Below are 13890 nucleotides of genomic sequence, written 5' to 3'. Positions count from 1 at the left end.
AGGTTATTCCTTCCTGCCCAGGCTACGGGCGGCCGGCGGTGACGCCGCCATCGACCGGCAGCACCGCGCCCGTGATCCAGGACGCCTGGTCCGAGGCCAGGAACAGGATGGCCTCGGCGACGTCGCCGGGCTGGCCGTTGCGGCCCAGCGGGTGGAAGGCGTCGAAGGTCGGCAGGACTTCCTTGACCTGCTCGTCAGACAGGAAGGTGTTGTAGACCGGCGTCTCGACCACGGCTGGGGCCACGGCGTTGATGCGGATCTTCAGCGGGGCCAGTTCGATGGCCAGGTTGCGGACCATGGCATGGACGCCGGCGTTGGCCGCCGAATAAGCCGCGGAAGGCGTCGCGCCGATCGCCTGGATGGCCCACATCGAGCCGGTCTGGACGATCGCGCCGCCGTCCGTCATGGCCTTGGCGGCGGCCTGGGCGGTGAAGAACTTCCCCTTCAGGATGGTGTCCAGGTACCAGTCGTAGTCGGCCTCGGTCAGCTCCAGGAACGGCTTGGGATTGAAGACGCCCGCGTTGTTGACCAGCACGTCCAGCCGGCCGAACCGCGCGACGGCGGCCTCGACCAGCGCCGCGCCGGTGGCCGGATCGGCGATGTCGCCGGCCGAGATGGCGACGCGCTGGCCCGTCGGGTCGATCTCGCGCGCGGCGGCCTGAAGCTTGGCCCGGTCGCGACCGTTGAGGGCGACGCTGCCGCCTTCGGCCACGAACCGCGCGGCGGTTTCCTTGCCGATCCCTGAGCCGCCACCGGTGATCGCGGCGACCTTGCCTGCAAAGCGCATGGTTTTTCTTTCCGTTCGAGGCGTGCGGCCGCGCATCGGAAAGCGCGTCGCGCTCCCGGCTGGACCGTCAGGCCTGTGTTGATGTCGAACGGATCATCGGCCGGCGCGTGGACGCCGACAAACGGGAAGATCTTGCGGTCCGCTAAAGGAAAACCTTAGCGCGGGGGCCAGGCTTCGGCGACGAGCCAGTCGCGGAAGGCGGTCAGCTTGGGCAGGCTGGCGCACTCGAGGCGATAGACCACGTAGTAGGCCAGGGCCGAGGGCGCGGTGATCTCGGGGAAGAGCCGCACCAGCCGTCCAGCCGCCAGGTCGTCATGGGCCATGATGCTGCGAGCCAGCGCCACGCCGTGGCCGTCGATGGCCGCCTGCAGCACGGCGGCAGAGTTGTTGATCCGCAAGCCCCGGGCGGTCGGGACCTCGGGCGCGCCGGCATCGCGCAGCCAAGTGTCCCAGGTCGCGAAGCCGGCGGCGGCGTCCACCGACAGGTCGTGGATCAGGGTGTGCCCGGCGAGGTCCGCCACGGACCGGAAGGCCGAGGCCAGAACGGGCGAGCAGACGGGATAGACCTCTTCCTCCATCAGCGTCTCGGCGACGAGGCCTGGCCACACGCCGCGCCCGTAGCGCACGCCGATGTCGACGCCCTGGGCGGCGAAGTCGAGGAGCTTGAGGCTGGTGTCCAGCCGCACATCGATGTCCGGCCAAGCGGCCTGAAACCGGTCGAGACGCGGCAGCAGCCACTTGGCGGCGAAGGCCGGGCTGACCGTGACGGTCAGCACGCCGTTTGAGCTGGCCTCCCGCAGACGGGCGAGGCCCAGGCTGAGGCTATCGAACCCGGCGCGGATGTCAGGCAGGGCGCGCTCGGCCGCCTCGGTCAGGACCAGCCTGGCGCGGCCCGTGCTGCCTCGGTGGAAGAGCGGCGAGCCCAGCCAGTCCTCCAGCGTCCGCACGAGCTGGCCGACAGCGGCCGGCGTCACATTCAACTCGGCCGCGGCCAGGGAGAAGCTGCCGTGCCGCGCGCTGGCCTCGAAGGCCCGCAAGGCGTTTAGATGGATGGGTGACCGCATGCCGCGATCTATGACCGCTTGGCGCCGATCTCGTCGAGATAGTTGTAGATCGTGAACTTGGTGACGGCCAGGCGGGCGGCGACGCGTTCGACCGAGCCGCGGATCACGAACAGGCCGCGCTCGTGCATGATCGAGACGGCGGTCTTCTTCTCGGCCTTGGACATGCGATCGGGCGGCGCGTCGGCGCTCCCCAGGGCCTGGGCGATGATCTCCTCGATCAGGTCCTCGATGCTGGCCTCCGAGCGCGGGGCGGGCAGGGGCGGCAGGACCGAGGGGATCAGGGCGCTCTGGATGTCGCGCTGGATCCTGTCCAGCGCGCTGATGTCGACGTTCACGCACAGGGCGGCGGCGGGCACGCCCTCGGCGTCGAACATCACCACCGACGACGAGCGCAGCGTGCGGCCATCGCTGGCGCGCGAGGTGTAGTTGGCCACGACCCGCACCTCGTTGGGCGCGGCGTTGGCCTTGCTGGCCACCAGGGTGTCGAAGGCCTTGTCCTCGGCCGGGCCGGCGATGATCGCCGAGCCGACGTGGCGACCGCTGACATGGCCGTTGACGATCTCGACGATCGAGGATTCCGGCTGGCGCAGGTTGTGGACCACGACCTCGGTATGCTGGCTGACGGCGCACTCCAGCGCCTTGGCCACGCCCTGGAGGACGCCCAGCAGGGTTCGCTCGTCTTGCACGGAGGGAGGGCTGGTCATGGGCGATCCGGGCCGGGGTTGGAGCGACTCATCTAGCGGCATGGCCTTCAACAGCACGTTGATATTCCAGGGCTGGTCCGGCGTAACACGAAGCCGCTCCGCCGTCGATCCGCGCGCCTAAGCCTTAAATTCGATCACGAAACGCCTGGAATCTATGCGGAAATCCACGCACCTCAACGTACTGTCGATCGTATCAACAAAATGTTGAAGTCGTCTTTGATCTGTTGCAATGCTCCTCCCCGAACATTGGTCTCGGGGGCGGCGTATGCGCCATCTCCGCTCCTTGGGGGATTGAGATGCGCAACGGTATGAAGGCTATCCTGCTGGCGGGTTCGGGCGGCGCGTGCCTGCTGGCCGGCTCTGCGGCCTGGGCTCAGGACGCGGGCGACACGATGAGCGAGATCGTCGTCACGGCTCAGAAGAAGTCCGAGCGTTTGCTGGATGTGCCGGTGTCTGTGGCGACGGTCAGCGGCGACAACCTGGTGCAGCAGAACCTGGTCCAGATCCGCGACTTCTATAACCGCGTGCCCGGCGTGTCGCTGAGCGGCGGCGGCACCGAGCAGCGCGCCAACGGCGTGGCCATCCGTGGCGTCACCACCGGCGGCGGCACCGCCTCGACCGTGGCCTTCGCCCTGGACGACGTGCCGCTGACCTCGGGCGCGGCCTCGGCCCAGTCGCCGCTGATCGACGTCGATCCGTCAGACCTGCAGCGCGTCGAGATCCTGCGCGGCCCGCAAGGCACGCTGTACGGCGCCTCCAGCCTGGGCGGCCTGGTCAAGTACGTGACCATCGCTCCCGATACCCAGCGCTTCAGCGGCCGCGTCGAGGCCGGCGGCAACAACATCGCCGGCGGCGGTCAGGGCTATTCGCTGCGCGGCGCGGTCAACGTGCCGATCGTCCAGGACAAGCTGGCCCTGCGCGCCAGCGCCTTCACGCGCCGCGACCCGGCCTATCTGGACAACATCAACGCCAAGGGCGGCGCCGACGACATCAACAAGAACACCGTCAAGGGCGGTCGCGCGGCCCTGCTGTTCAAGCCGACCGACACCTTCTCGATCGACCTGTCGGCCATGCGCCAGCGCGCTCACTTCTACGGAACGCCGCAGGTCCGCATCTGCCCCTCGTGCGGCACGGGCGCGTTCCAGGGGACGCCGACCTTCACGCCGTTCTTTGGCGACCTGACGCTGAACATCGCCCCGACCAAGCGCGACGTCGATTTCACGCTCTATCAGGGCCGCGCCACCCTGGACCTGGGCTTCGCCGACCTGACCTCGATCAGCGCGTTCGACCGCGTGAAGTCGAAGTCGGACCTCGACCAGACCAACACCTTCGGCTTCCTGCTCGGGGCCTTCTCGGCCGCGGGCGGCAGCGTCTCGCTGATCAACGCCGACCAGACCGAGAAATTCAGCCAGGAAATCCGCCTGGCCTCGAAGTCGGATGGTCCGCTGGAATGGCTGGTCGGCGGCTTCTACACCCACGAGAAGATCGCCGTGGACCAAGTGCTGGTCGTCCACGGTCAGGGCGACACCACGGCCTATACCTCTGTGGCCCCGGCCAAGTTCGAGGAGAAGGCCGCGTTCGCCGACGTGACCTATCACGTCTCGCCGAAGTTCGACGTGCAGGTGGGCGCGCGCTACTCGTCCAACGACCAGGACAGCGCCTCGACCACCACCATCGCCACCCCGGCCCAGCGCTTCTTCGGCCCCAGCTCGTCGGTGCCGCAGGCCAAGTCGTCGGACAACGCCTTCACCTGGCTGCTGACGCCCAGCTACAAGATCTCGCCGGACATGATGGCCTATCTGCGGATCGCCACCGGCTACCGCCCGGGCGGCCCCAACAGCACGGGCGTGGCGGGCATCCCGCTGTCGTTCAAGTCCGACACCGTGACCAGCTACGAGGCCGGTCTGAAGGGCGCGATCCCGGCGGCGCGGATCTCGTACGAGGCGGCCGTGTTCCAGATCGACTGGGACGACATCCAGCTGCTGACCACGGACGTCGTCTCGCAGTTCACCTACTACACCAACGGCTCGACCGCCCGCAGCCGCGGCGTGGAGCTGTCGGGGCGCTGGTCGCCGGTGCGTGGCTTCTCGATCGACGGGGCGGCGACCTATCTGGACGCCAAGCTGACCGACGGCCTGCGCTCGCCGGCCGGGGCTTCACCGATCTACGGCGCCAGCGGCGACCGCCTGCCGGGTTCGGCCAAGTTCTCGGCCAGCCTGTCCAGCGAGTACGACTGGTCGATCGGTGGCGGCTTCTCGGCCTTCGCCGGCGCCAGCCTGGCCTATGTCGGCGCCCGCTATGCCGAGTTCGCCAACATCCTGCCGACCACGACCGCCAACGAAGCCTTCGGCGCGCGCGTGAAACTGCCGTCCTATACGACCGTCGACCTGCGGGCCGGCGTCTATAACGACGACTGGCGGATTTCGGCCTACCTCAAGAACATCGGCGACAAGCGCGGCGTGATCGAGGCGACCACCCGTGGCGGCACCAGCTCGCCGCAGGCGATCTTCCTGCAGCCGCGCACCGTGGGCGTCAGCGTCACGCGCAGCTTCTGAGCATGAAGTTTCTCGACGAAGCCGCTGTTCTGCAAGGCCTCGACATCGGGGGCTGCCGGACGGCGGTGCGCGAGGCGATGATCGCCTTGTCCGCCGGCGAGACCCGTCAGCTGCCTCGCTCGATCATCCCGATCGGCGCGGGGCGGCTGTTCGGCCAGATGCCGGGGGCCTTGCTGACCAAGGGCTATTTCGGGGCCAAGCTGATCAGCGTCTTCGCCGATCCACTCGCGCCGGGCCGCAGCGCGCACCTGGGTGTGGTGGTGTTGTTCGACACCGGCAGCGGCCAGGCGGTCTGCGTCGCCGACGCCGGGGCGATCACCCTGATCCGCACCGCCGCCGGCACCGCCGTGGCCACCGACGCCCTGGCTGTTCCCGATGCCGAGCGGCTGACGGTGATGGGCTACGGCCACCAGGCTAGCGCCCACATCGAGGCCCTGGCCCGCGTGCGGCCCTTGCGCGAAGTCCGGGTCTGGGGGCGCTCGATGGAGCGCGCTTCGGAGTTCTGCGCGGCGATGGCGCGGAAGACCGGTCTGTCGGTGGTTCCGATCGCCGACGCGCGCGAGGCCGTGACGGACGCCCAGATCGTCTGCACCGTCACCGGCGCGGTCGAGCCGGTCCTGTTCGCCGACTGGCTGACGCCGGGAACCCACGTCAACCTGGTCGGCGCCAGCGTCGCCTCCGCCGCCGAGGCCGAGGCCGCCGTGGTCTCGGTCGGGCGCTATTTCGTCGAGAGCCGGGAGTCGGCGCGCACAGGGGCCGGCGAGTTCCTGCGCGCCATCGCCTCGGGCCTGGTGTCCGAGGACTGCATCCAGGCCGAGATCGGCGCGGTGCTGGCCGGAACCGCGCCGGGCCGCCAGTCGGATTCCGAGATCACCGTCTATAAGTCGATCGGCCACGCGGTGCAGGACCTGGCGGCCGCGGCCTATCTCTACGAGCGAGCGTGATGATGACCCTGGCGCATCGACTGGGCGGCCTGGCCGCCGTCCTCCTGCTGAGCGCCTCGGGCGCGGCCCTGGCCGGTCCGTCGCTGGCGGTGAAGCTCAAGCCCAGCCGCATGGATGAGGCGACCGGGCAGGGGACGCTCGAGGTCGAGCTGCGCTTCTCGGAACTGCCGGCCCAGGCCGGCGCGCCGCTGCTGACCCTGCCGATGGTGATCGCCAACACCGCCACGGTGGCCGAGACCCTGACCGGGCTGAAGGTGACAGACGCCGATGGCGACATCCCGCTGACGGTGCAGGACGATCCCGCCAAGGGCCTGGTCTGGTCGCGCCACTGGCTGGCCGGCCGCGCCACGCGTGGGCCGGTTGTGGTGCGCTACCTGGCGCCCGTCGACAACACCCCGCCCAAGCGCGGCTCGGGCCCGCCCTATGCCTTGCGCACCGAAGGCGGCGGCGTCTCGGGCGTCGGCAACACCTTCATCCTGCTGCCCGAGGAAAAAACGGCCCGCAAGATCAGCCTGAGCTGGGACCTGTCGGCGCTACCCAAGGACTCGACCGCCACCTCCAGCTTCGGCGAGGGCGACGTCGCCTTGCCGGATGGCCCCGCCGACCAGCTGGCCTCGACCGTGTTCATGGCCGGGCCGATGAAGCGCGAGCCTCGTGTGGTATCGCAGACCGGCTTCTCGTCGGCCTGGCTGGGCCAGCCGCCGTTCGATCCCGCCCCGCTGATGGCCTGGACCAACCGCCTGCACGGCTGGATGAGCGGCTTCTTCCAGGACAAGACCGTCCCACCGTACCGGGTGTTCCTGCGCTACAATCCGATCAACGCTGGCGGCGGCACGGCCCTGACGCGCTCGTTCCTGACCACCTACGGCGCCGACACCAAGGGCGACAGCCTGAAGGGCACGCTGTCGCACGAGATGGTCCACACCTGGACCGACTCCGACGCCGGCCAGTGGTATGGCGAGGGGATCGCCGTCCACTACCAGGGCCTGCTGCCGTTCCGCGCCGGCCTGCTGTCGCCCGAGGAATTCCTGGAAGACCTCAACGACACCGCCCGGCGCTACTACGCCAATCCACTGAACGACACGCCAGACGGCGAGATCGCGCCGCGCTTCTGGGAGGACAGCCGCATCCGCGTGCTGCCCTACGACCGGGGCGGGCTCTATTTCGCCGTGCTGGACGGCCGTCTGCGGCGGGCCAGCGGCGGCAAGCGCTCGGTCGACGACCTGGTGCGGGAGATGAACCATCGCTTCGCCGCCGGCCAGAAGGCCGACGACGCGGTCTGGGTCGATCTAATCGTCCAGGACCTGGGCGAGGACGGTCGCAAGCTGCACGAGAGCATGCTGGCCGGTGGCCTGATACTGCCCGAGCCGGGCGACTTCGGTCCCTGCTTCACCCGCACGACCGCCAAGGTCCGCCGCTTCGAGCTGGGCTTCGAGCCCAAGTCGTTGGTCGGGACCACCAAGACCATCCGAGGCCTGATCCCAGGCTCTGAAGCCGCCAAGGTCGGGTTGAAGGACGGCGACATTGTCACCTATGCCGTCGCCCTGGACGGCGTGCAGGGCGATCCGGCCGCGACCCTCACCCTGAAGGTCACCCGCGACGGCAAGACCTTCCCGCTGACCTACCTGCCGCGCGGCGAGGCGGTGGACGTGTATCAGTGGATGCGCAAGCCGGGGACGGAGAGCGTGAAATGCGTCTACTGACCCTCGCCCTGGTCGCCACCGCGCTTGCCGGTTCGGCCTCGGCCCAGGCTCCCGCCAGCGTCAAGGACGGCTTCTCGCTGGCCGTGACCGGCGACCTGATCGGGCCCGAGAAGCCGATCACCGGCTATGGCGACCCCGGCACGCTCCGGATCCAAAAGCTGCTGTCGGGCGCGGACGCCGCGTTCGGCAACCAGGAAGGGGCGGTCTTCGACCTCGACAAGTTCCCCGGCTATCCGGCCGCCCAGAACGGCGGCGGCACGCCGATCAACGACGCGGCGGTGGCGTTCGACCTGAAGGCCATGGGCTTCAAGATCATGTCGATGGCCAACAACCACGCCACCGACTTCGGGGCCGAGGGCATGATCCAGACCCACCGGTCGCTGGACGCGGCCGGGCTCGTCCATGCCGGCACGGGCGACAGCCTGACGGCGGCCCGCCAGCCGGCCTACGCCAAGACGCCCAAGGGCACGGTCGCCCTGGTGTCGTTCGCGGGCACCTATACAGACCTGTCGATCGCCGCCGACGCCAATCCGGCCCGAGGCTTCCGCGCCCGGCCGGGCTTGGCGCCCCTGCGCTCACGCGAGCTGCAGCTGGTGACGCCCGCGCAGATGAGCACGCTGCGCGCCATCGCCGCGCGCTCGGAAACGCCCGATGCCGCCAAGAACCCCGAGGTCTTCACCGCCGCCAAGACCGGCGAGGAACTGACCATCGGCCGCACGACCTTCCGCGTCGAGGACCGCGCGGGCCTGAGCTACGACCTCAACACCGACGACCGCGCCGCCGCCCTGGCCAGCGTCAAGGAGGCGCGTGGCAAGGCCGATCTGGTAGTATTCTCGATCCACGCTCACGAGACGGCCTCGTCGGACCCGGAGGACGTCCGTCCGGCCGACTACATGACCGGACTGTTCCACGAGCTGATCGACGCCGGCGCCGACGCCGTGGTGCGCCACGGGCCGCATGCCTTGCTGGGCGTCGAGATCTATCACGGCCGGCCGATCTTCTACGGCATGGGCAGCCTGATGTTCCAGGTCGGCGACAAGCATCGCCAGTTCCGGGGCTTCACCCTGCCGGAGGCTTGGTACGACGGCGCCGTGGCGGTCAGCGAGTACGACAAGGGTCGCGTGTCGGTGATCCGCATCCATCCGTTCGTTCAGAACCTGGAGGACGACCGCCTGCTGGGCACGCCGAGGTCGCCCTCGCACGAAGAGGCCCAGCGCATCCTCAAGCGCATCCAGGCCGCCTCGACCCAGTTCGGCACCCGCATCGAGATCGAAGGCGACGTCGGGGTGATCCGCGTGGCCGCGAAATGAGGCTGGCGCGGCGTCAGGCGCTGGTAGGCCTCGGCGCGTTGGCCTTCGCCCGGCCGGCCTTGGCGCGCCCGACGCCCGACCTGGCCCTCTACCAGGCGATCCGCGACGAGGGGCTGAAGCGCGGACAGGCGATGACCTACGCCGCCGGCCTGGTCGATGGCGTGGGCGCGCGGCTGATGGGCTCGCCCAACATGCGGCGGGCCTATGACTGGTCGTTGGCGCGGTTGCGCGAACTGGGGTTGAGCGATCCCAGGCTCGAGCCGATCGGCCCGTTCGGACTGTCCTGGCGACAGGTCCGAGCGTGGGCCAAGATGACCGCGCCAGACGGCGCCCCGTTCGTCGCCCAGGCTGGCTCTTGGTCGGTGGCGACGAACGGGGTGATCGAAGCGGACGTCGTCGCCGTGCAACTGGCTACCGACGAGGACCTCCAGCGCGAGGCCGGAAAGCTGCGCGGCCGGATCGTCCTGCTGAACCCGCCGCCCGCGACCGCGCCGGGGACGGACGCGCCGATCGTCCGTTACACCGACGAGCAAGTGGTCCGCGGCGACGCCGCCGAGGCCGTGCGCGCCTACTACCGCACCGTCACCGAACGGCGAGCGCGGCAAGGCCGCGAAGGCCTGTTCAAGGCGCGCCGCAACACCTTCCTCGCGGCCGAGGGCGTGAAGGCGGTGATCCTGTCCAGCGGCGCTGAGCCCGGCGTCATGACCGTCGATGGCTCCGAGCTGGGCGGACGGCCGTGGCTGACTGCCGAGCGTCCGGCTTTTCCGGTGCTGCACCTGACCGGTGAAGCCTATGGCCGCTGCTGGCGCTTGGCGCGCGGCGGGACCTCGGTGCGCCTGCAAATGGAGATCGTCACCGAGGAAGGCGACCCCGCCGAGCCCGGCTACAACGTCGTCGCCGAGCTGCCCGGCTCGGACCCGGCGCTGAAGGCCCAGGTCGTGCTGATGGGCGCGCATCTCGACAGCTGGGCGACGGGGACCGGCGCGGCCGACAACGGCGCGGGCGTGGCCGCCACGCTGGAGGTCATCCGCATCCTGCGCGCCCTGAACCTGAAGCCTCGCCGCACGATCCGCGTCGTGCTGTACGGCGGCGAGGAGCAGGGGCTGTACGGCTCCGAGGCCTATTCCCGCCAGCGCCTGGGCCATGTCCCGCGCTCGACCGCGCCGGAGCAGCTGGCGCTGCCGGTCGAGGGCCGCCGGGCCAAGGTCGGTCCGCTGGAGAAGGGGCCAGAGTGCGAGAACTTCAGCGTCGCCTTCAACCTGGATGGCGGCTCAGGCCGTATCCGAGGCGTCTTCACCGGCGGCAACCCGGCTTTGGCCGAGCTCTATCGCGGCTGGATCGCGCCATTGAAGGACTTGGGCGTGCTGGCCGTCTATGACGGGCCGCACTGGCCGGCCGACCAGTCGACCTTCACCGAGATCGGCCTGCCGGGGATCTCGTTCCTGCAGGACCCGCTCGACTACGACAGCCGGGCGCACCACACGAACCTGGACACCTTGGAGCGTCTGTCGCCGGACGACCTGGCCCAGTGCGCGACCGTCCTGGCGATCTTCCTGCTCAACAGCGCCAATGCGGACGCGCGGGCTCCGCGCGCCGGCTAATTGAAGCGGAACGTCCAGTTGCCGGGCGTGATCGCGTAGACGGCGTGGTCGCCTCGTCGACCGATCCAGCGCGCGCCGGCCGGGGCGCGGGTCAGCTTCGCACCGCCGTTCGGCAGCCAGACCTCAGCCGCGCAGGCGCCAGGGATGGCGACCTCCAGCGTCACCAGACCATCGGCTTCGCGACGCCAGCGGGAGACGACATCGCCGCGCGGCGTCTGCTGCGTCGCGCTGGCTTCGGACAGGCCCGTGGGGATCGTCGGGCGTACGATCAGGCGCGAATAGCCGGGCGCCGTCGGTCGGATGCCGGCCAAACCTTCGTAGAACCAACTGCTGATCGAGGCGAAGTAGTGATGGTTCCACGACCGCGCGTTCAGGCTCCAGCCTTCGGGCATGCTGCGGATGTCGTTCTTCAGCCAGAAGCCCCAGCTGGGTTCGTCGGTGCGGGTGACGATCTTCCACACCGTGTCGCCATGGCCGTGGTCGCTGAGCAGCAGGGGCAGGTAGCGCAGGGCGTAGACGCCGACATCGAGCTTGTAGCCCTTGGCCGCGATGTCGGCGGCCAGGCCGTCCATCACGGCCTGGGCCTGACCGTCGGGAACGAGACCCAGCGCCACCGGCAGGACATTCATGGTCTGGCTGTAGGGCGCGGGTTTGCCGTTTTCTGGCGGAGCCACGTAGCGCCCGGCCGTCGCGTCCCAATAGCGGGCGTTGTAGGCGGCGCGGACCTTGGCCGCGAGCTCCGCCTGGCCCGTGGCCTTCAGCATGTGGAAGACATAGGCCGTCGAGGTGGCGTCGACCGGACCGGTCGGGCCGGCGGCCGCGTACTCGCCCAGGCCGTGGTCGTAGCGGTAGTCGGAGGCCTTCAGGAACCGCATCGTGTAGTCGGTCAGACGTTTCTGGAGCGCGCGGACCGGCGCCGACGGCGGTTGGCCGAAGCGCAGCGTCAGTTCCTCGGGCAGGATGAAGGCCGCCACGTCCCAGGCCGGGGTCGGGCCCCAGATGTAGTTCCAGCCCGGCGTGTTCTCGAAACCATAGAAGGGCGTCGAGGGCACGATCTCGGGCAGCTCGCCGGTGGGAGCCTGGGCGTCGACGAAGTCGCCTAACCACTTCTCCCAGGTGCGGGCGACGTCGAAATTGATCGCGGCGGCGGCCGACGAGGCCTGGGCGTCGCCGGTCCAGCCATTCTTCTCCAGGCTGGGGGTGTCGGTCTGGGCCGCGTGCATGTTGTTGAGCAGGCCTTGACGGGCAGCGTCGTGGATGTCGTTGACCAGGGCGTCGCTGCACCGGAACTCACCGATCGAGGCGACCGCCGAATGGATCTCGACCGCCGTGACCGCGTCGAGCGAGGGCTCGGCATCCAGGCCCGAGACCTGGACATAGCGGAAACCGCCATAGCCGAAGGCGGGCCGCCAGGTCTCGCGACCTTGGCCCGCCAGCGTGTAGCGATAGGTCATCAGCTGGGCGTCGATCAGGCCGCTGGCGACCTGGATCGCGCCGTCCTTGCGCAGCTTCTCGGCCAGGACCATCGACACGGTCTGGCCGGCGGGGCCGCTGATCGACAGCTCGGGGATTCCGGTGCGGATGCGGCCGAAGTCGAACAGCCAGACCCCCGGCTGGATCGCCTTGACCGCGACGGCGGTGTGGCGGGCGACCGGTGCGATCGGCTCGTGGATGGCGGCCACCAGTCGGCCGGCCGGACCTGGCCTCGGCAGGGCGGCGTCCCAGGCCTGGTCGTCGAAGCCCGGGTCGCGCCAGCCCGACGGCTCGCGCCGGGCGTCGCGCCGCTCGCCAGCGTAGATCGAGTCCCACAGGCACGGCCCGTCAGTGGTCCGCCAGGTCTCATCGGTGGTCAGCACCTGGGTGGAGCCATCGGCCAGCGTGATCTCCAGTCGGGCCTTCAGCGCCGGCTCGGCGGTCCACGGAGCCTTGTGGAAGTACCACTCGTTCGGCTCGGCCACGCCGTACCAGCCGCGTCCCAACTCGGCGGCCAGGACGTTGTCGCCGGTCTTCAGCAAGTTGGTGACGTCATGGGTCTGGTAGAGGACGCGCTTGTCATAGGCGGTCCAGCCGGTCGCCAGCGCGCTCTGGCCGAGCGCGGCGCCGTTGACGGTCATCGCCGCCCAGCCGCCGGCCGCGACATAGAGCCGGGCGCTGGTGATCTGGCCCTGGATGGCGAAGGCGCGGCGCAGCAGCGGGGCAGGGTACGCCAGGGGGACGACGAGGTCCTTGCCCGGAACGCCGGACGCGAGGACCAGGCCCTCGCCGGTGACATCGCCGCCGGTGAAGGGGTTGTCGCCGCCCTCGAAGCGGCTCGCGAAGCCTGGACGATCGGTGGCCTTCAGGTCGACGGCATGGATGACAGCGGCCTCGGCCTCGGGGGCGAGGAAGCCGAAAGTGCCCTCGGCCTGCGTGGCGTCCTCGATCGCGCCGACCGTGACGCCGTCCAGGCTGAAGCGGAGGCTCGGCCCGTGCGCCTCGACGGTCAGGCGTCGACGTTGGCCTTTCAGCTCGGCGAGCGCGGCCGGCAGGGGCCAGACCTGCAGACGCTTCAGCTTGACCTGCGAAGTCGCGCCGCCGGGATACTGCCGAACCTGCAGCATCAGCGACGGGACGTCGTCCACCAGGCCGACCCGCAAGGCATAGGCCTCGCCATAGGTCTTGCCCTCGGGCCGCGCCCGGAACAACACGTCGAAGAACCGGCCCTTTAGCGTGAAGTCGATCGTCAGGGTCTGGTCGGTCCAGCCGCGCGGCGGCTCCAGGCGACGGCCGATCCAAGCGGCGTCTCCCCAATCCTCGGGCACCAGCAGACCCATCTCAAAGTGGGCGGGGGCGCTCCAGGCGCCAGGGCGGCCGTCGGCGTCCCACAGCCGTACGCGCCAGACGCGGCGGGCGCAGGCGGGTAGGGCAGGACCGTCGTAGACAGCCTCGATCGCGAAGGCATCGGAGACCTTGCCGCTGTCCCAGGTCAAGCGTCCGGCCAGCAGGTCGGCCTCGGAGGCGGCGACCTGCACGCGCCAGGCGCTCTGGCGCGCCACGGGCGGCCGCCAGGCCAGTCGTGGTTGCGGCGCATCCAGACCGATTGGCCCGGCGGCGTGCTCGCTGGTCAGGGCTCCGGGCGCGGCGAGGGCTGTCGCCGCGCGTGAGGAGCTTGCCGTCAGGCACGCCGCCAGAGCCGCCGTTCCCGAAAGAGCGTCGCGCCGGGTGGGACCGGTCATGGCGGGA

Annotated in this window: 9 protein-coding genes; 5 read left to right on the top strand and 4 right to left on the bottom strand. The window is 69.9% G+C overall.

The window, feature by feature from the left end; genetic code table 11:
• Nucleotides 1-22: 22 nt before the first annotated feature.
• From AC07NI_RS07350 to AC07NI_RS07340, 3 genes are all read right to left on the bottom strand, one after another.
• Nucleotides 23-787, bottom strand: a complete 765-nt coding sequence (locus AC07NI_RS07350; RefSeq protein WP_494617364.1) for an SDR family NAD(P)-dependent oxidoreductase — start codon at nucleotides 785-787, stop codon at nucleotides 23-25.
• 155 nt (nucleotides 788-942) lie between these two features.
• Entirely contained in the window at nucleotides 943-1851 is a 909-nt protein-coding gene (gene gcvA / locus AC07NI_RS07345) for a transcriptional regulator GcvA (protein WP_494617362.1), read from the bottom strand.
• A gap of 8 nt (nucleotides 1852-1859) precedes the next feature.
• On the bottom strand, nucleotides 1860-2555 hold the full coding sequence (locus AC07NI_RS07340) for a helix-turn-helix transcriptional regulator (protein ID WP_494617360.1): 696 nt from the start codon (nucleotides 2553-2555) through the stop codon (nucleotides 1860-1862).
• 296 nt (nucleotides 2556-2851) lie between these two features.
• On the opposite strand from AC07NI_RS07340, the gene AC07NI_RS07335 reads away from it, so the two are divergent.
• The 5 genes from AC07NI_RS07335 to AC07NI_RS07315 are packed head-to-tail and all read left to right on the top strand — an operon-like array spanning nucleotide 2852 to nucleotide 10668.
• Nucleotides 2852-5110, top strand: coding sequence for a TonB-dependent receptor (locus AC07NI_RS07335; protein ID WP_494617358.1), 2259 nt, complete (start codon nucleotides 2852-2854; stop codon nucleotides 5108-5110).
• 2 nt (nucleotides 5111-5112) lie between these two features.
• Nucleotides 5113-6054, top strand: coding sequence for an ornithine cyclodeaminase family protein (locus AC07NI_RS07330; protein WP_494617356.1), 942 nt, complete (start codon nucleotides 5113-5115; stop codon nucleotides 6052-6054).
• Nucleotides 6054-7757, top strand: coding sequence for a M61 metallopeptidase family protein (locus AC07NI_RS07325; RefSeq protein WP_494617355.1), 1704 nt, complete (start codon nucleotides 6054-6056; stop codon nucleotides 7755-7757). The genes AC07NI_RS07330 and AC07NI_RS07325 overlap by 1 nt, the downstream gene beginning before the upstream one ends.
• On the top strand, nucleotides 7745-9067 hold the full coding sequence (locus AC07NI_RS07320) for a CapA family protein (RefSeq protein WP_494617353.1): 1323 nt from the start codon (nucleotides 7745-7747) through the stop codon (nucleotides 9065-9067). Before AC07NI_RS07325 ends, AC07NI_RS07320 begins: the two co-directional genes overlap by 13 nt.
• Nucleotides 9064-10668: a M20/M25/M40 family metallo-hydrolase gene (locus AC07NI_RS07315; RefSeq protein WP_494617351.1), complete on the top strand. Its 1605-nt coding sequence runs from the start codon at nucleotides 9064-9066 to the stop codon at nucleotides 10666-10668. Before AC07NI_RS07320 ends, AC07NI_RS07315 begins: the two co-directional genes overlap by 4 nt.
• On the opposite strand, the gene AC07NI_RS07310 is transcribed toward AC07NI_RS07315, so the two are convergent.
• Nucleotides 10665-13883: a family 78 glycoside hydrolase catalytic domain gene (locus AC07NI_RS07310; protein WP_494617349.1), complete on the bottom strand. Its 3219-nt coding sequence runs from the start codon at nucleotides 13881-13883 to the stop codon at nucleotides 10665-10667. The genes AC07NI_RS07315 and AC07NI_RS07310 overlap by 4 nt on opposite strands.
• Between the last annotated feature and the right edge of the window lie 7 nt (nucleotides 13884-13890).

Source organism: Caulobacter sp. GW821-FHT10E02 (assembly GCF_059415225.1).
This window is presented reverse-complemented; position numbering and strand designations above follow the sequence as displayed.